The sequence below is a fragment of the Nonomuraea sp. NPDC048882 genome (genome assembly GCF_040649755.1).
Classification (GTDB): Bacteria; Actinomycetota; Actinomycetes; order Streptosporangiales; family Streptosporangiaceae; genus Nonomuraea; species Nonomuraea maheshkhaliensis.
Genome location: NZ_JBEZGB010000022.1, coordinates 17,549 through 35,173 on the forward strand (window position 1 = coordinate 17,549; position 17,625 = coordinate 35,173).

At 72.4% G+C, this 17,625-nt stretch carries 16 protein-coding genes and 1 pseudogene; 5 read left to right on the forward strand and 12 right to left on the reverse strand.

Features of this window, described 5'->3' with window-relative positions; all coding sequences use genetic code 11:
- Positions 1 to 75: 75 nt before the first annotated feature.
- Together AB0C27_RS47665 and AB0C27_RS47670 are read left to right on the forward strand one after the other, a co-directional pair.
- Positions 76 to 1,389, forward strand: coding sequence for a M23 family metallopeptidase (locus AB0C27_RS47665; RefSeq protein ID WP_357859960.1), 1,314 nt, complete (start codon positions 76 to 78; stop codon positions 1,387 to 1,389).
- A 111-nt stretch (positions 1,390 to 1,500) separates the two neighbouring features.
- Positions 1,501 to 2,268 carry a phytanoyl-CoA dioxygenase gene (locus AB0C27_RS47670; protein WP_357859963.1) on the forward strand — a complete coding sequence of 256 codons (768 nt, stop codon included), beginning with the start codon at positions 1,501 to 1,503 and terminating at the stop codon, positions 2,266 to 2,268.
- A 56-nt stretch (positions 2,269 to 2,324) separates the two neighbouring features.
- Here AB0C27_RS47670 and AB0C27_RS47675 read toward each other — a convergent pair whose 3' ends face one another.
- Complete coding sequence (locus tag AB0C27_RS47675; protein ID WP_357859964.1) at positions 2,325 to 3,089, reverse strand: SDR family oxidoreductase; 765 nt, start codon at positions 3,087 to 3,089, stop codon at positions 2,325 to 2,327.
- Positions 3,090 to 3,157: 68 nt separating this feature from the next.
- Here AB0C27_RS47675 and AB0C27_RS47680 point away from each other — a divergent pair, with 68 nt between their 5' ends.
- Positions 3,158 to 3,766 carry a helix-turn-helix domain-containing protein gene (locus AB0C27_RS47680; protein ID WP_357859967.1) on the forward strand — a complete coding sequence of 203 codons (609 nt, stop codon included), beginning with the start codon at positions 3,158 to 3,160 and terminating at the stop codon, positions 3,764 to 3,766.
- Between the two features lie 348 nt (positions 3,767 to 4,114).
- Here AB0C27_RS47680 and AB0C27_RS47685 read toward each other — a convergent pair.
- Both AB0C27_RS47685 and AB0C27_RS47690 read right to left on the reverse strand, forming a co-directional pair.
- Positions 4,115 to 4,648: pseudogene (locus tag AB0C27_RS47685) on the reverse strand (NAD(P)H-binding protein); the annotation flags it as partial.
- A 624-nt stretch (positions 4,649 to 5,272) separates the two neighbouring features.
- A complete protein-coding gene (locus AB0C27_RS47690) occupies positions 5,273 to 5,779 on the reverse strand; it encodes a hypothetical protein (RefSeq protein ID WP_357859970.1) in 507 nt (168 codons plus the stop codon).
- Between the two features lie 348 nt (positions 5,780 to 6,127).
- On the opposite strand from AB0C27_RS47690, the gene AB0C27_RS47695 reads away from it, so the two are divergent.
- Positions 6,128 to 7,096, forward strand: a complete 969-nt coding sequence (locus tag AB0C27_RS47695; RefSeq protein ID WP_357859973.1) for an endonuclease/exonuclease/phosphatase family protein — start codon at positions 6,128 to 6,130, stop codon at positions 7,094 to 7,096.
- 90 nt (positions 7,097 to 7,186) lie between these two features.
- Here AB0C27_RS47695 and AB0C27_RS47700 read toward each other — a convergent pair whose 3' ends face one another.
- From AB0C27_RS47700 to AB0C27_RS47730, 7 genes are read right to left on the reverse strand one after another with little or no spacing between them, the layout of a single operon-like run.
- Complete coding sequence (locus tag AB0C27_RS47700; RefSeq protein ID WP_357859976.1) at positions 7,187 to 8,653, reverse strand: NADH-quinone oxidoreductase subunit C; 1,467 nt, start codon at positions 8,651 to 8,653, stop codon at positions 7,187 to 7,189.
- A gap of 37 nt (positions 8,654 to 8,690) precedes the next feature.
- Positions 8,691 to 10,211, reverse strand: coding sequence for a proton-conducting transporter membrane subunit (locus AB0C27_RS47705; protein WP_357859979.1), 1,521 nt, complete (start codon positions 10,209 to 10,211; stop codon positions 8,691 to 8,693).
- Positions 10,211 to 10,870 carry a hypothetical protein gene (locus AB0C27_RS47710; protein ID WP_357859982.1) on the reverse strand — a complete coding sequence of 220 codons (660 nt, stop codon included), beginning with the start codon at positions 10,868 to 10,870 and terminating at the stop codon, positions 10,211 to 10,213. The genes AB0C27_RS47705 and AB0C27_RS47710 overlap by 1 nt, the downstream gene beginning before the upstream one ends.
- Before the next feature lie 16 nt (positions 10,871 to 10,886).
- The gene (locus AB0C27_RS47715) at positions 10,887 to 11,831 is read right to left on the reverse strand and encodes an NADH-quinone oxidoreductase subunit H (RefSeq protein ID WP_357859985.1); all 945 of its coding nucleotides are present in this window, start codon (positions 11,829 to 11,831) and stop codon (positions 10,887 to 10,889) included.
- Positions 11,828 to 13,873, reverse strand: a complete 2,046-nt coding sequence (locus AB0C27_RS47720; RefSeq protein WP_357859988.1) for a proton-conducting transporter membrane subunit — start codon at positions 13,871 to 13,873, stop codon at positions 11,828 to 11,830. The genes AB0C27_RS47715 and AB0C27_RS47720 overlap by 4 nt, the downstream gene beginning before the upstream one ends.
- A complete protein-coding gene (locus AB0C27_RS47725) occupies positions 13,870 to 14,346 on the reverse strand; it encodes an oxidoreductase (protein ID WP_357860339.1) in 477 nt (158 codons plus the stop codon). The genes AB0C27_RS47720 and AB0C27_RS47725 overlap by 4 nt, the downstream gene beginning before the upstream one ends.
- Positions 14,327 to 14,680, reverse strand: coding sequence for a metalloregulator ArsR/SmtB family transcription factor (locus AB0C27_RS47730; protein WP_357859991.1), 354 nt, complete (start codon positions 14,678 to 14,680; stop codon positions 14,327 to 14,329). The genes AB0C27_RS47725 and AB0C27_RS47730 overlap by 20 nt, the downstream gene beginning before the upstream one ends.
- A 221-nt stretch (positions 14,681 to 14,901) precedes the next feature.
- On the opposite strand from AB0C27_RS47730, the gene AB0C27_RS47735 reads away from it, so the two are divergent.
- On the forward strand, positions 14,902 to 15,771 hold the full coding sequence (locus tag AB0C27_RS47735) for a universal stress protein (RefSeq protein WP_357859993.1): 870 nt from the start codon (positions 14,902 to 14,904) through the stop codon (positions 15,769 to 15,771).
- A 27-nt stretch (positions 15,772 to 15,798) separates the two neighbouring features.
- On the opposite strand, the gene AB0C27_RS47740 is transcribed toward AB0C27_RS47735, so the two are convergent.
- Positions 15,799 to 16,464, reverse strand: coding sequence for a response regulator transcription factor (locus AB0C27_RS47740; RefSeq protein ID WP_357859996.1), 666 nt, complete (start codon positions 16,462 to 16,464; stop codon positions 15,799 to 15,801).
- Positions 16,461 to 17,621, reverse strand: a complete 1,161-nt coding sequence (locus AB0C27_RS47745; RefSeq protein ID WP_357859999.1) for an ATP-binding protein — start codon at positions 17,619 to 17,621, stop codon at positions 16,461 to 16,463. Before AB0C27_RS47745 ends, AB0C27_RS47740 begins: the two co-directional genes overlap by 4 nt.
- Between the last annotated feature and the right edge of the window lie 4 nt (positions 17,622 to 17,625).

Genomic DNA, 17,625 nt, shown 5'->3' on the forward strand with positions numbered 1-17,625 from the left:
CGCGCCGGGCCCTCTGACATCCCCCATCCGGCCCGGCCGCGAGCAGCAGGCCCGCCGGAAACCCCAGGAGGAACAGTGTCCCGATCCGTCCTCTTACGATCCGTCGTCACCGTGACGCTCGCCGCCGGCCTCACCGTCGCCGGCGCGTCGAGCGGCCAGGCGATGGCGGCCCCCGATCTCCAGCTCCCGTTCCCCTGCGGCCAGAAGTGGCAGCTGGACTCGTGGGGTCACGCCCCGGCGCTGGACATGGTGAAGGAGCCCGACCAGCACGGCACCGAGGGGGCCACCCTGATCGCCCCCGCCGCGGGCCGGGTGAACCAGTCGTTCAAGCATCGCAACGCGGGCAACATGGTCCAGATCGATCACGGAGGGGGCTACTTCACCACGTACCTCCATCTGAAGTCCCGCGCCGTGTCGGCCGGTGACACGGTGCGGCGGGGCACGGTGATCGGCCAGGTCGGCAAGGACGGCGAGACCGCGAACGGCCATCCGCACCTGCACTTCGAGCTCGGGCGCGACTCCGACGGCGACGGGTCGGCCTCCTGGGGGTTCGAGGGCTCCGAGCGGATCAGGCCGGCCTTCGACGGCGTCACCTACGGCCAGTCGGACGACCGCACCTGGAACAACGTCACCAGCCGCAACTGCGCCACGACCTCCCCGAAGGGCCGCGTCTCGGTGTACGGGGTGCTGCCGGACGGCCGGCTCACCTACACGGCCATCGACGCCGCCACCGGCAAGCGCACCCACGGCGCGGTCGTCTCCACCGCCACCCTCGGCTTCGCCCCCAAGGCCATGGCGACGCTGAACTACAACACCATCCTGGTCACCAAGGCCGGCTCCGACGGCACGCTCTACCGGGTCGACGTCCGCACCAACGGCGACACCCTGGAGTTCGAGCCGCCCGTCCGTCTCGGTAACGGCTACACCCACGACCACCTCGCCTACGACGGCGACGGCCACCTCTACGGCATCGCCGCCGGCACGCTGCGCCGCTACACGATCGGAACGGCGAAGCCCGTACTGGCCGACATCACCGGCAACACCCACATCGGCGACGGATTCACCCTCAAGACCCTGACCACCGCCGGCCCCGACTGGCTGCTCGGCACCACCGCCAGCGGGCAACTGCTCTCCTACCGCGTCAACGGCGCCGACGACTGGCAGCGTCACCAGCTCCGTGACGCCACCTGGCAGAACTTCACCCACCTGCTCTCCCCCGGCGCGGGCGTCTACTACGGCCACCACCCCGCCGGCGCCCTCTACCGCTACCACGACGCCGACCCCTACGACGGCAAGGGCGACGACCTGACCGGCCACGGCACCGTCGACGCCACCGGCTGGACCCAGACCCTCCTGTCCGCCCAGCCGGGCTCCGCCACCCTCTCCTGAGCGAGCGCCTGTGACCCGGGGGTCGCGTCAGGTGCGCGGCCCCAGGAACAGGCCGCCGGTCGACCGGGTAACCCGGGTGCTTTGTGGACGCGGAGGCCGCACAATCGACGCGTGGATGTGGACGGTTTCGTACGCGACGGCTACGTGGTCGTCCGAGGCGCCTTCAGCGCGGACACGGCCGCGGCGTGCCGGGAGATCATCTGGGAGTCGCTGGCCGGGCACGGCATCCGCCGGGACGACCCCGCCACCTGGCGGCCGAGCGTGGACGTCCCCTGCCCCTCCGGTGCCCCGTTCACCGAGGCGGCCACGTCGCCGGCGCTGGCCGCCGCGTACGACGAGCTGATCGGGCCGGGCAGGTGGACCCGTAGCACCGAGGTGGGCGGCCTGATCCCCGTCCGTTTCCCGTCGGAGGACTATCCGGGCATGGGGTCCGGCTACCACATCGAAGGCAGCTACGAAGGCCCCGACGGCGGCTACTGGGCCAACGTGCGCTCGCGCGGGCGGGGGCTGCTCGCGCTGTTCCTGTTCTCCGACACCGGCCCCGATGACGCCCCGACCCGGCTCGTCAAAGGCTCACACCTACACATCCCGCCGATTTTGCAGCCGTACGGGGAGGCCGGGATCAACGGCGCGGAGGTGGGCGCGAAGTGGCGGCCGTCGGTGCTGTGCCGGGCCACCGCACACGCCACCGGCCGGGCGGGCGACGTCTACCTGTGCCATCCGTTCGTCATACACACCGCCACCTGGCCGCACCGCGGCCCGGCCCCGCGCATGATGGCCCAGCCCGCGGTGCACGTGCCGGACGGGTTCGTCCTGGACGGCTCGGACCCCTCCCCCGTGGCCCGGGCCATCGTGACCGGGCTGGCGACACCCACCTGACCCGGCCGGGCACAGCTGCCCTCAGCCGAGCGAGTGCCTGTGACCGGGGGGTCGCGTCAGGTGCGCGGGCCCAGGAACAGGCCGCCGCTGGCGTCGATGACCTGGCCGGTGACCCAGCGGGCGGCGTCGGAGGCGAGGAACGCGACCACGTCGGCGACGTCGTCGGCGCCGCCGAGCCGGTCGAGCGCCGTCGCTCCCGCGATGAACCCGGCCAGACCCGGAGCCTCGAAGACGGAGGCGTTGGCCGGTGTGCGGGTGGCGCCGGGGGCGACCGCGTTGACCGTGATGCCCCTGGCGCCGAGTTCGTTGGCCAGGGTCAGGCTCATCGTCTCGATCGCGCCCTTGGTCATGGCGAAGGACGTCTGGGCGGGGTTGGCCATCCTGGTCGCGACGGACGAGATCGTGACGATCCGGCCGCCGTCCCGCATCAGGGGCAGCGCCCGCTGGATGATGAAGTACGGCGCCCGTACGTTCACCGCGAAAAGGTGGTCGAACTCGGCCCTGGTCGTGCCGCCGAGCGGGCCGGCGGGCGGGGCCGCCGCGTTGTTGACCAGGATGCCGAGCGGCCGTCCCCCCAGACCCGCCTCCATCCCCGCGAAGAGCGTCTCGACGTCGCCGTCCGCGCCGAGCCTCGCCTGGACGGCGAAGGCGTGCCCGCCGCCGCTTTCGATCTCGCCGACGGTGGCCGCCGCGCCGTCCTCGTCCGCGCCGAAGTGCACGATCACCGTCGCTCCCCTGGCCGCCAGCCGGACGGCGATCGCCTGGCCGATGCCGCGGGACGCTCCGGTGACCAGGGCCGTTCTGCCGGTCAGATCGTTCATGTCCACCACTCCTTAACGTTAGTCGCTACCAAGTTGGTAGTGACTATCATGAGGGTAGTGTCTAACACATGACCGACCAGCACTCAACCCTGCGAGCGCGACGACGGGCCCAGACACGGCGCACGATCCAGGCGCACGCGGTCCGGCTGTTCAGTGAGCGCGGCTACGACGCCACGACGATGAACGACGTCGCCGAGGCGGCCGGTGTGTCACCCATGACCGTCTACCGGCACTTCGCCACCAAGGAGGACCTGGTCCTGGTCGACCAGCACGCGGAGCTCGTCGCCGAGCGGATCGTCGCGTCGCCCGCCGGCGGGCCGCTGGTCCGTCGCATCGGCGGCGCGCTCATCGACGCGGCCACCGCCCTGACCGGCGACGCGGACCGTCAGCTCCTGCTCGCCCGCCTCCAGTTGATGATCTCGACTCCTGCGTTGCGGGCCAGGCACCTGGACAACCAGTACGCCCTCCAGCAGGCCATCATCGGCGCCCTGGGCGACGACGCCACCGACCCCGACACGGCGTTCCAGGCGCAGGCGGCGGCCAGTGCCTGCCTGGCCGCCCTGCACACGGCACTGGTGCGCTGGGCCGAGGACGACGGGCGCACCGACCTGCCCGAGCTGATCGGCAAGGCCCTCGCCGCCGTCTTCGGCGACGACGCCGTCGGCCCCGTACGGTGACGCCGCCGGGCCCGCACGAGGATGCCGCCGGTCCCGTACGGTGACGACGCCGGGCGTGGAGGACACTCCGCCTCCTTCCCGTGCCCAGGTCGCGCCGGCGACGACCGCTTCGACGGCGGGGGCGTCCATCCCGGCCGAGCGCATCCGTACCCGCGCCTGGTCGGGCGGCACGTCCACGGTGGTGATCTCGCGTCCGAGCACCCGCGCCAGGCAGGCGACCTGGTCGGGGACGCTCAACGGCTCCGGGCCCGTCAGGGTGATCGCCCGTCCCGCGCCGACGCCGGTGAGCAGGCACGCGGCCGCGACGGCGGCCACGTCCCGCGGGTCGATGACGCCCTGGCGGCCGGAACCCGTCATGTTGGGGATCGGCAGTCCCTGGTCGATCAGGTCGGCCCAGCGCAGGAAGTTCGACGCGAAACTGGGCGCGCGCAGGATCGTCCAGGACAGCCCGGACGCGGTCACGGCGTCCTCGGCGGCGCGGTGCCAGGGCCCCACGATCCTGCCGTCAGGACCCCGCGCGCCGGCGCTGGTGGCGGAGAGCTTGACGAGTCTGGAGACGCCCGCCGACCGGGCCGCCCGGACAAGGGCCCTATCGTGCCGCGGTACGGGCGAGTCGGGCGTCGTCAGCACGAAGACCGCCTCCATGCCGGCGGTCGCGGCGTCGAGGGAACGCGGGTCGTCGTAGTCGCCCTCGACGATGTCGACGAGCGGATGCCCGGGGAGCGTCGCGGCGTTTCTGACGAGGGCGCGGACGGGCACGCCACGCCTCCTCATGACCGCGAGGATCGCGGCCCCGACGGTGCGCCCCATCATCAGGCTGGATCCCAGCCACGCGACCACGAGAGCGGGCACGAGCCGCCACGGCGTGACGTCCATCCGCATGACCCACAGCAGCGCCAGCAGGCCGACGACGGTGATCGCCGTCGGGCTGAACCGGAACACGTCTCCGTAGTCGCGCTGGGCTCGCGCCAGGAAAGCCAGGCGGTCCTGGTCGTACTCGTAGGTGTTGCCGATCGGAAACCGGCCGGGCGGGCCGGGACGGGTTGATATCGCTCGGACATCGATTCCCTTCGATGGGAAGGGCAGGCCCGGCCTTTCGGCCGGACCTTCCCCGTGTTCATCCGGTAGGCGTCGCCCAGTGGTAGCGTCCACCCATCTTGCCCCTGTTGAGACGCAGTACTCTGAGTGTCAGAGCTTTCGCCATGCGAATACCACTCCTTCTGGCAGCGGAAATAGCCGCGCAAGAGACCCGGTGCAAGCAATTCGCACCGTACGTGCCCCTTTCGCATCCTCAGGCTAACGATCGGCAGTTTCTTGATGGCTTCACGCGGGCTTGACCGCCGCCTCTCGATGGATGACGGGGGGTTTCCTTTTCTCAGGAGACGATGCGGCGGGGACGAGGCCGAAACGAGGTGGCGAAATGATTCGCTGAATCCGCCGCCATCGGCGACAGCCATTCTGCCGAGTTCTCGGCATGCGGGGCGCTGCGCTGACCCCCGCCCCTCGTCACCGGCCGGCGGACGGGAAGTACCCCAGGATGAACTCGGCGTTCACCTTCGACGTCGGCGGATTGGACTCGCAGTCGGAGCGGACGGACACGAAGTGGCTCTTCGTGTGCGGGACGTAGCAGCGGTACAGGGGCCGCCTGCCCGCGCCCGGGCTCGTGTAGAGGAACCCCTCCCGGCGCAGGAGCGTGTTCTTCCCGGCGTTGCCCGGCCTGTTCTCGCAGTCGGCCGTGGCGGACAGGAACTGGTCACGCGGGGCGTGGCCGGCGAGGCAGCCGTAGATCGCCCTCGTGCCGGGGGTGTTTCTGGTCAGAATGGGAAACCGGCCTTCTTCGCGGTAGTTCGGGCCGGGCCGCGGGCCGCTGGTCACATAATGCTTCAAACCGTCGAAGTAGCGTACCAGGGGAATGCTCCGCGGCCCGGCCTCAGCGTGGGCCGTGGAGACAACGGAACCGGCGGTGACAATGGCCGCGGCCAGCGTGCCGATGATGGCGAATCTCGAATACATGTCTCTTTTCCTTTCCTGCGGATCGCCCGATCGCCGGCACAAGCAGGGCCCTGTGTCGTGTCGCACGCGATCCGGATCGACCGGCAGCCACTCTATCCACGCGGGCCCGCCGTTGATCTGCGCAATTCCCCATACGACCGGCATTCGGCGGCAAATGTCCGGCGAATGTCCGCCATAAGTCCGGCCACGTCGGCGCCATTGTCCATCCGACTGTCCATCCGACGCCGGAAATATCCGGACGCGCACCGCACCTTCGCCCCGGGACGCCCCTCCGCCCGATCCGCGCCTGGCGCCGGAACCGTCCTTCGGCCAGGATGGCGATGAGTTGATCATCGGAGAAGGGGACCCATGCGGATCTCACCCATGCCGGATCTCGCGCGCCGGTTACTGACCGTCGCCGCGATCCTCGTCGCCACCGTCGCCCTGCCGGCCGGCCCCGCGCCCGCTGCCACGACCGCGAACTCCGCCGCGACCGTGACGTACAAGATCTGGCACTGGAACATGGCCGGTCACCACCAGCACCTGGGTTCGACGACGAACGGCGTCATCCAGGCCATCGCCGGCTCGATCAGCTACCGCAACCCGGACCTCGTGTCCGTCAACGAGATCTGCCGCAACCAGTACGGCGCCGTGATCGACGCCCTGCAGCGCATGGGCTGGCCGAGCGATCCGGCGAACTTCGCCCGCTACGAGCCGATGACGGCGGCGGGCGACCCCGGCTACTGCGCCGGGCACGGCATCGGCATCGCCCTGTTCAGCCGCTTCCCGCTGGGCGGCACGCTACGGGAGACTTTGCCGGACGACGGGTCGGGCAGGCAGCGCAAACTCCTCTGCGCGCCCGTCACGGCCCAGCCCACGGCCGTCAGGTTCTGTACCACCCACCTGACCACCGTCGCCGCCCACAGGGCCGCCCAGCTCGGCCGGGTGCACGACGTTCTGGAGTCCTACCGCTCCCGGGGCGAGGTCCCGATCATCGCGGGCGACTTCAACGTGCAGCCGCACTCACCACTGCTGGACACCTGGTACGACCCCTCGATCGACACCGACGCCAACCGCGCCAACACCGGCCGCTACCACGAGCTCGACGACCGCGAGCCCGCCTGCCCGGGCTGGGGCGAGCAGACCACCGAGAGCAACCGGCTGGGCGCCTGCGGCCAGTCCGGCAAGGTCGACCTGATCTTCTCCCCCGCCGCCCGGCTGACCGCTTACAACGCGGACGCCCTGCCGATCGGCCACGTCTGTGGCGCCAACCGCGACAAGCCCTGCTCCGACCACCGCATCGTCGACGCCACCCTCACGGTCACGACCGGCGAGTGACGTCCCCGGGCCGCCGCCACCGCGCCGGATTGCTAGATGCGTTCGGGCTTCGGCTTGAAGGTACCGGCGGGCTCCCGGTACCGGTCGTCGTCAGAGGTCGTTGCCGGCGTAGGACAGGTTGAAGCTCTTGTTGACCAGGGGGAAGTCCGGGACGATCGCGCTGCCCAGCGCCACGGGCAGGGCAGGCCAGTTGAAGAAGGACGGGTCGACGATCTTCACGCGGGCGAGGGTGCCGTCGGGGGCGAGTTCGACGCGGTGGGCGATCGTGCCACGCCAGCCCTCGACCAGGCCCACGCCCGAGGACGACGGCTCCTCCGGGCGCATGTCCCCCGACGGGGAAGAGCCGACCAGGTGGGTGATCAGCGCGATGGAGGCGGCGATCTCCTCGGCCCTGACCTGGAAGCGGGCCAGCACGTCCCCGCCGGTGTGGCGGACGGGGGTGAAGTCCCCGAGGTCGGCGAACGGGTGGTCGCGGCGGGCGTCGGGGTCGAGGCCGCTGGCGCGGGCCACGTAGCCGAGGGTGCCGAGGTCGCGGGCGGCGTCGGCGGACAGGACGGCGGTGCCGGTGAAGCGGTCGGCGACCACGGTGTGCCGCAGGGCGAGTGCGGTCAGTTCGGCGACGTCCGCGCCGATGGCGTGCAGCCGTTCTGGATCGGGCAGCGTCCGCAGCTCGGCGCCGCCGAGGCGGACGCCGCCGCGCAGCAGCCGGTGCCCGGTGACCTCGTCGTTGATGCGCAGGAGTTGTTCCCTGATGCGGCCGGTCTGGGCGTGCATGATGCCGTAGGCGACGTCGTTGCAGAGCGCGCCCAGGTCGGTGACGTGGTTGTAGAGGCGTTCCAGCTCCAGCAGCACGGCACGGTCCCGCTGCGCGCGCTCGCTCACCTCGGCCTGGGTGGCCTCCTCCACGGCGAGGCAGTACGCGAGCGCGTGGCCGACGCTGGTGTCGCCGCTGACGCGTTCGGCCAGCTCCAGCCCGTCCTCGGGGCGGCGGCCCTCGAAGAGCTTCTCGATGCCCTTGTGCACGAACCAGAGCCGGGCCTTGAGCTTGATGATGGTCTCGCCGACCACGGAGAAGCGGAAGTGCCCGGGTTCGATGAGGCCGGCGTGGACGGGTCCGACGGGGATCTCGTAGACGCCCTGGCCCTCCACGGTGAGGAACGGGTACGGGCCTTCGGGGTCGCCGAAGGCGGGGGGCGGGCCGGCGTCGGCGCGCATCGGGTACCAGCCGCGCGGCCAGTGGTGGTGGCGCACGAGGCGGCGCGGGAGGGGATGGTCGAGCGGGGTGATGCCGTACAGGTCGCGGATCTCGCGTTCGAACCGGCCGGCCGGGAAGGACAGGCGAGCCAGGCTCGGCACGGCCGGGCGCGCGACGGGCAGACGCACGTGCAGCTCGGCACGGCGGTCGGGGCCGCCGGCGACGAACAGGTACGCCAGGGCGAACTCCTCCGCCTCCTGACCTGCGGAGATCAGCGCCAGCCTGTGGCCGTCGGCGAGGAGCCGCGCCGCTTGCTCCGGCAGCTCGCCTGGGCTGATGTCGGCGATGGTACGCATGCTCATGAGGTCGCTCCGGCGATCACGGCGGTGGTACGGATGCTCACGGGGTCGCTCCGGCGATCACGGCGGCGGCTTGCAGCAGGGAGTGCAGTGGTCCGAGGGTGACGCCCAGCACGGCACACGCGGCCAGCCCCGCGACCAGCGGCACGGCCAGACTGCGGGGCAGCGTGACGACCCCACCCGGCCCACCGTCTGGTCCGTCGCCGAGGAGCATGTGGCGGGTGTGGCGGGTGACGGCGGCGACGATGACCAGCATCAGCACCAGCGCCGCCGCCACCGGCCAGCCCAGCCCGGCGGCGAAGCCCGCCCGGGCCAGGCCCAGTTCGCTGGCGAACAGGCTGAGCGGGGGCATCCCCAGCAGGGCCAGCAGTCCCAGCGCGAAGGTCCCGGCCAGCAGCGGGGCTTTACTCGCCAGGCCGCGGACCGCTCCGATCAGGCTGCTGCCGTACGTCTGGTGCAGCCGGCCCGCGGCCAGGAACAGCACCGACTTGCCGAGCCCGTGCCCGAGGATGTGCAGCAGGACCGCGACCAGGGCGAGGCTGGTGCCGATCGCCGCGCCGAGGGCGAGCAGCCCCATGTGCTCGATGCTGGAGTAGGCCAGCAGCCGCTTGTAGTCGCGCTGCCCGAGCAGCAGCAGCGCGGCCACCGTCAGGGAGGCGAGCGCCACGATGACCAGCAGCGTCCGGACGAATCCGGCGCCGAGCGCCACGTCGGCGATGACCTTGACCCGCAGGACGGCGTAGAAGGCCACCGACAGCAGCACCCCGGACATCAGCGCGGAGACGGGGGCCGGGGCCTGGCTGTGCGCGTCGGGCAGCCAGGCGTGCATCGGCGCCAGCCCGGCCTTGGTGCCGAACCCGAGCACGAGCAGCATGACCGCGACGCGCATCACGCCGGGATCGAGCCGGCTCGCGCCCTCGGCCAGCGGCGCCCAGTCCAGGGAGGTCACGCCGGCGTGCGTGCCGGCGTAGTGGACCATGACGATGCCGAGCAGCGCGAGCGCGATGCCGACCGAGCAGATGACCACGTACTTCCACGCGGCCTCCGTGGCCGCGCGGGTGCGCCGGTGCCCGACCAGGAACGCGGTCACGATGGTGGTCGCCTCGATGGCTACCCACAGCAGGCCCAGCCCGGAGGCCAGGACGGCGAGCGCCATCGCGGCGATGAACGCCTGCGTCAGTACGCCGTAGCGGCGCATCGCGCGCGGGCCGGTGTGCCCGGCGGCGAGCTCGGCCGCCAGGTAGGCGGGGCTGGCGGCCATCGCGAGCAGCGCGACCACGCCGACCACGATCAGCATGAAGGCGCTCAGGGCATCGCTGAAGAGCAGCCCGCCCAGCGCCTCACGCGTACCCGCCGTAGAAAGAGCCGCAGATCCAGCCGTGGACCCGACCGTGGATCCAGCTGTGGCCGATGCCGTGGACAGCGCGACCGCGCAGGCCAGCAACACGGCCGCCGAGAGTGTTCCGAGCCAGGCGGTGACCCGGTTCCAGCCGAGCACCGCGTACAGGCACGCGGCGACGGCGGGCACCGCGACCGGAGCGAGCACCAGCAGGCTTTCCATCAGTCGTGCAACTCCCGCAGCTCGTCGAGGTCGGTACCGCCGAACGCGGCCCGCATCCGGGTGGTCAGCACCTGCAGCACCAGCACGGCCAGCAGGACGTCCAGGGAGATCCCGAGCTCGACCACCAGGGGGACGCCGCTGGTGGTGAGGAACGCGGCGGCGGTGATGGCGTTGTCCATCAGCAGGAAGCCCACCACGTGCGACAGCGCCCGCTTACGGGTCACCAGGACGAAGAACCCGATCAGCAGCACGGTCAGCGCGACGGGCACCGCCTGCGTGGCCGGCGTGGGCGACAGCCGGATGAGCGGCTGGGAGACCGCGTACGCCAGCATCGCCAGCACCGCCGCCACCAGCAGCGAGGTGGCCACGTTGACCAGCGGCTGCGTCTCGCGGCCCGCGCCGCCGGCCACCAGCGCGCGGCGCATCAGGTACGGCAGCAGCCCGGCCCGCAGGGCGCCCACCCCGGCGCCGACCAGGATCAGCTCCAGCTCGCCGTGCCAGAGGCCGAGGACGACGACGAGCGCGGTCAACGCCACCCCTTGCAGGGTGAACAGCCGCACGATCGCCGACAGCTCGCGCCGCCACAACACCATCACGCCGGTCAGCAGGAACGCGCCGCACGCCAGGTAGAGCGCTTGGACGTACAGAGCATCGGTCATGTGTCTCGCCCCCGTTTCAGGCCAGGAAGAAGGAGGCGGCCACGGCCAGCAGCGCCAGCAGGAACGACCCGGCCAGCAGCTCGGGCACGCGGAACAATCGCAGCTTGGCCATGAAGACCTCGCCGGCCGCCAGCAGCACGCCCAGCAGCGCCACCTTGACCACGATCGCGACCACGGCCAGCGGCAGCGCGAGCGTCCCTGCGTCAGCGCCCGCGATGCCGAGCGGGAAGAACAGGCTCGCCAGCAGGCCCAGCAGCACCGACAGCCGCATCGCCGAGGCCCACTCGATCAGCGCCAGGTCCGGTCCCGCGTACTCCAGCACCATGGCCTCGTGGATCATCGTGAGCTCAAGGTGCGTGGACGGGTTGTCCACGGGGATGCGGCCGGTCTCCGCGATCGTGACGATGGCCAGCGCGACCGCGGCCAGCGCGCTCACCGGCGAGATCACCGACAGTGGATCCTCGGCCGTCGCGGTGACGATCGAGCCCAGGTTGGTGGAGCCGACCCTGATCGACAGCGCGAACACCGACACCAGGATCGTCGGCTCGACCAGCGCCAGCACGGTCATCTCGCGGCTGGCGCCCATGCCGCCGAACGCGGTCCCGGTGTCGAGCGCGCCGAGCGCCAGCGCCACCGAGCCCAGGGCGAGCAGCGCGGTCACCGCGAACAGGTCGGCGACGCCGTCCAGCGGCGAGGCCGTGGTCACCAGCGGGACGACGGCGGCCGCCACCAGGGCCGTGCCTGCCAGCAGCAGCGGCGCGAGGCGGAACACCCAGCCGGTGCCGTGGGGCGAGATCGCCTGCTTGCGCATCAGCTTGCGCAGGTCGCGCCACGGCTGGGCGATGCCGGCTCCCGCGCGTCCCTCCATGCGGGCGCGGACCTGCCGCATCACCCCCACGAGCAGCGGCGAGCCGACCGCGATGGCGAGAACCTGGAGCACCGCTCCGATCGTGCCCGTCACCACAGCACCACCAGGACGATCAGCGCGCCGGTCAGCGCCCAGAAGCCGTAGCCGAGATAGCGGTGCACGCTGCCGGTGGCCAGGGCGCGCGCCCTGTTCCCGAGGGCCGCCGCCGCGGCGATCAGCGGACCGTAGAGCCGGTGCTCGATGCGATCGGGCACGCGCGCCTGGAAACGCACGCGTTCCACCAGATAGGCCGATTCCTTCATCGGGGTGACGTCCACATCGCTCTCGGGGGCCAGTACGTCGTCGAAGACCCGTTGCAGCGGCTCGGCGAACGAGGTGGCGGTGTACTCCATCCGGGCCGACATGGGGCCGGCGCCGCAGTCCCACAGCCGGGCGGCGCGCCTGGCCCGTCGCGTGGCCGTGATCCGTACCAGGCCGAGCACGGCCGCGACGGCGGCCACCAGGGCGACGGCGATGAGCAGCGGCGAGATCATCCCCGAGACGCCCGCCAGCCGCAGCGTCAGCTCCCCGCTGACCACGTCGCGCCCGGGGAAGATCACGCCGACCGCCCGGCCGAGCGCGGGCACGACCAGCGTGGGGGCCAGCGCCAGCACCACGCAGCTCACCGCCGCGAACGTCATCGCGGCCAGCATCGACGGCGGGCTCTCGGTCGCCCGCTCGGCCTCGGCGCTGCGCGGCCGGGCCAGGAAGCCCACCCCGAACGCCTTGACGAAGGTCGCCACGGCCAGTCCGGCCGACAACGCGATCACCCCGACGGCCAGTGGCATCGTCACCGCGCCCGCCACCCCGGCGCCGGGCAGGGCGTGGATCAGGCTCTGCAGCAGCAGCCACTCGCTGACGAAGGCGTTGCCGGGCGGCAGCGCCGAGGCGCACAGCGCGCCGACGGCGAACACGGCCGTGGTGTAGGGCAGCCGGGTGCGCAGCCCGCCCAGCGCGTCGAGGTCGCGGGTGCCGGTGGCGTGCAACACCGAGCCGGCCGACAGGAACAGCACCGTCTTGAACGCCGCGTGGTTGACCACGTGGAGCAGGGCCGCGGCCAGCGCCAGCGCGGCCGGCACGGGGAGGCCGGAGACGGCGAAGAAGCCGGACGCGCCCACGCCGACCAGCACCAGGCCGAGGTTCTCCGTCGTGGAGTAGCCCAGGAGCCGCTTCAGGTCGGAGGTGACCGCCGCCTGGAGGATGCCGTACAGCGCCGACAGCGCGCCGGCCGCCAGCACCAGCAGCCACCACCAGGCCGGCCCGCCGCCCAGCAGGTCGAGCCCGACCCTGATGATCCCGTACGCGCCCAGGTTCACCATCGCCGCGCTCATCAGCGCCGAGACGTGGCTCGGCGCCTCCGGATGCGCCCGGGGCAGCCAGACGTGCAGCGGCACGATGCCGGCCTTGGAGGCGAACCCGGCCGCCGTCGCCAGGAACACGACGGTCGCGGCGCCCGAGGACAGCTCGGCGGCGCGCAACTGGGCGAAGCTCTCGCCGGCGGCCCCGGCGGCGAACGCCACCAGCCCGGTCAGGATGGCCACGAGGCCGAGGTGCGTCATGACCGCGTACCAGAGCCCGGCCCGGCCCACCTCCGCCCGCCGCCGGTGCTCGGCCAGCACCAGCAGCAGCGAGGTCACCGCCATCAGCTCCCAGGTGAGCAGGAACGTGCTCACGCTCGCCGCAGCGGGCACCAGCAGCAGGGCCGCCACGAACAGCGGCAGCACGGCCTGGAACAGGCGCCCGTCGAGGCCGTGGGCGCAGTAGCCGATGCCGTAGATCGCCGCGCACACGGTCACCAGCCCGATGACCGCGATGAACACCCCGCCCAGGGGGTCGATCGCGAGCCGCACGCCGGCCAGGGGCAGCAGGTCCGGCAGCCAGGCCGACCAGCTCGGGCCGTGCCCGCCCACCGGACCACCCAGAGAAACGCCGCCGGCAAGGGCGAAGACTCCCGCCGCCGCTCCCACGGCCCCCGCGACGGCGGTGCACCAGCCCGCCAGCGGCAGCCTGGCCCGCGCCGGAGCCGTCAGGGCGGCCAGCGCGGCGAGCGCGCAGCCGGCCAGGGCCGTCACGTACAGGGTGCCGACGAGGTTCATCGGCCGGTCAGCCCGCGCAACGCCGCCACGATCTCCTCGGGACGCGGCGGGCAGCCCGGCACCTCCACGTCCACGTCCACCACGTCGCGCACCGCCCCGGCCACGCCGTACGCGCCGGCGAACACGCCGCAGTCGCGGGCGCAGTCGCCCAGCGCGATCACCAGCCGCGGCTCGGAGACCGCGTCGTGGGTACGGCGCAGCGCCATCTCCATGTTGCGCGTCACCGGCCCCGTCACCAGCAGGGCGTCGGCGTGCCGCGGGGAGGCCACCAGCCGCGCGCCGTACCGCTCGGCGTCGTACACCGGGCCGAACGCCGAGGCGATCTCCACCTCGCACCCGTTGCACGACCCCGCGTCCACGTGCCTGATCTGCACCGATCCGGCGAGCTCCGCGGCCTTCTCGGGCACCTCGCCGTCGGCGCGCTCCGGAGCGGGCTCGGCCACCCGCCCCGTCTTAACGATCTTGCGCCACATCTTCTTCACCGCCCTCCAGCAGCTCGTTGAGCAGCTCGTGCTGGCCGGACAGCTTCTCGGCCAGGAGCTCGCGAGCCGCGCGCAGCAGACCGGCCACCCGGCCGCCGGCCAGCGCGTAGACCACGGTGGTGCCCTCCCGCTGCGCGGTGACCAGGCCGGAGCGGCGCAGCACCGCCAGATGTTGCGACAGGCCGGTCGGCTCCACCTCGATCGCGGCCAGCAGCTCGCGGACCGGTTTCGGCCCGTCCTGGAGCAGCTCCAGCACCCGGATCCGGACCGGATGGCCCAGGAGGCGGAACAGCTCGGCCTTGGCCTCGTACAGCGGCACCGACATCACGGGCCCTCCGTCCCATCCCGCGGTCTCCCGAACACACGCATTCATGCCGCATTCATTAATTACGAATCTGCGCAATTACGATAGCGCACCCGATGAAGAGGTCCGTCCCGTGACCGCGTGCCCGCTTCCACGGCGCGACCCAGGGATAGGCCCCCTCCCATGGGGTAGCCGGTGGTGAGAGTCCGGCGGTCTGGGGTCGCGGATGCGAGGTGACAACCATGACCGAAGTCCGCAGCGTGGTCGTCGGTTACGACGGCTCCGACTTCTCGGTCCAGGCTCTGGACTGGGCGCTCGACGAGTGCGAGCTGAGGGGGCTGCCGCTGACGCTGACGCACGCCTGGCACTGGCCGTACGGCGAGGCGTCCGAGGAGGCCAAGCTCCATCTGCGCAAGGCGGCCGAGCACGTGCTCTCCCACGGCGCCGATTGCGCCCGCGCCACCAGCGCCGTCGACCATGTCATGACCGACCTGTACGAGGGATCGCCCGCCGAACGCCTCGTCGAACTGTCGACCGGCGCCGCCCTCGTCGTCGTCGGCTCCCGGGGCCTGGGATCCCTGGCCAGGTCGCTCGTCGGCTCGGTCGCCACTTATGTCGCCGCCCACGCACGGTCCCCGGTGATCGTCGTACGCGGCCCCGGCCCGATACCGGCGTCGTCCCGTCCCGGCCCCGTGGTCCTCGGCCTCAGCCCGGCCACGCCGGACGCGGCCCTGCAGTTCGCCTTCGACGAGGCCGCCCTGCGTCAGCTTCCGCTCATGACCGTGCACGCCGTGCACCTGCAGAACCTGGCATGGGGAGTGGCGATGGCGCCCGTGCCCGACGTCGAGGCCGCCACCGCGACCGGGCGCGAACGGATGGAGGAACGCCTGGCCCCCTGGCGCGTCCGGCACACGGACGTGGGCGTGGAGGCGCAGGCCGCCACCGCGCCGGCGAAGGAGGCCCTGCGCACGGCGTCCTGCCGGGCGAGCCTGGTCGTCGTGGGCGCGGAACGGACCCGCCACCACGGCCGGCTGAGCACGGTCGTCAGGGCGATGGTCGAGCACGCCGCCTGCCCGGTCGCCGTCGTCCCCGGCGACCTCCCGGACGGGTGACGGGCGTGCCTGCTCAGGACCTCGGGCTCACCCGCCCGGCCTGATCAGGCCGCTCTCGTACGCCAGGATGACGAGCTGGACCCGGTCGCGCACGTTCAGCTTGGCGATGGCCCTGGTGATGTGGGTCTTGGCGGTGAGCGGGCTGATGACGAGGCGCTCGGCGATCTCCTGGTTGGACAGGCCGAGCGCCACCAGCCTGACCGTCTCCCGTTCCCTGGAGGTGAGGGCGGCCAGCCGCTCCCCCGCGGCGGGCGTGAGGTCCTGCCGGTGGGCGAACTGCTCGATGACGCGGCGGGTCACGCCCGGCGACAGGAGCGCGTCCCCGCCGGCGACGGCGGCGACCGCGCGGCGGAGCTCGGCGGGTTCGACCTCCTTGGTGAGGAAGCCGCTGGCTCCGGCGCGCAGGGCGGCGAAAACGTGTTCGTCGGTGTCGAACGTGGTGAGGATGATGACGCGGCAGCCCCGCGTGGCCGGGTCGGTGACGATGCGGCGCGTCGCGGTGATCCCGTCGGTGCCGGGCATGCGGATGTCCATGAGGATCACGTCGGGACGGGTGCTCGACGCCAGCCGTACGGCCTCGTCGCCGTCCTGGGCCTCGCCGACGACCGTGAGGTCCCGTGAGCGGGCCAGCAGGCTGCGAAAGCCGGCCCGGACGAGTGCCTGGTCGTCGGCGAGGAGCACCGTGATCGTCATGCCGACGAGCCTGCCACAGGGATCTCGGCCCGTACGGTGAAGCCGCCGCCTGGTGCGGGTCCCGCGGTGAGCGCGCCCCCGAGTGCGCTCACCCGTTCCCGCATGCCGGCCAGCCCGTGACCCCCGGCCGTCGCGGCTCCTGCGGCATCTGCCGGAGCGCCTCGGCCGTTGTCGGAGACCTCCACGGTGATCGAGCGGGGTCCGTAGCCGATCGTCACCGCGGCCTCGCTCGCGTCGGCGTGCTTGAGCGTGTTGGCGAGGGACTCCTGTACGACGCGGTGCACGGCGATGGCGGGAATGGCGGTGACGGCGGCCCGGTCGCCGTGCTCCTCGAAGGTCACCTCAAGGCCGGCGGCGCGGGCGTCGGCGACGAGCGTGTCCAGGGAGGCCAGATCGGCCTGGGGCGCGGTGCCCTCCGGGCCGTCGCGCAGGACCGTGATGAGGGCGCGAAGGTCGGCCATCGCCCGGTTCCTGACGTCTTTCGCCAGGCTCAGCGCGGCGGCGGCCGCGGCCTGGTCCTCCTCCTCCAGGGCGTCGGCGGCCACGTTGAGCTGCACGCCGACGACGGCCAGCGTGTGGGCGATCACGTCGTGCACCTCGTGCGAGACGCGCAGCCGTTCCTCCGCCACGCGGGCCCGGTCGTCGGCCTCGCGCAGTTGTTCGCGCCGGCGCAGCGCGGCGGCGTAGGCGCGGCCCGCGGCGATGAGGATCGCGAGGAGCAGTCCTTCTCCGACGACGTGGATCAGGTAGCGGCTGGGGTTGAGGTCCAGGATCGGGCGGAAGTCGATCGCGGAGTAGACCAGCTGGGCCAGGCCGGCGGCGGCCGCCCAGCGCACGCGTGGCGTGGTGGCGGCGGTGAAGTAGGCGACCGCGGCCGGCCAGATCCACCCGGCGGGAGGCCAGTGCCCGGTCAGGTGGTAGACGAGGACGCCGCCGATCGACAGCAGCAGCACGGTCATCGGCCATCGGCGTCTGACCAGAAGCAGCGCGCCGAGGAACAGCCCTAGGGGGATCGGGCCCGACCAGGGGCCGTGCACCCCGGTGGCGAGGGCCACGGCGACGAAGAAGACCAGGGTGAGGACGGAGAGCGCGAGGTCGGTGATCCGGGCGAGGTGCCGGGCCGGAGCGGCTTCGCGGCGTGGGGATGGTTCCGCCATGGGC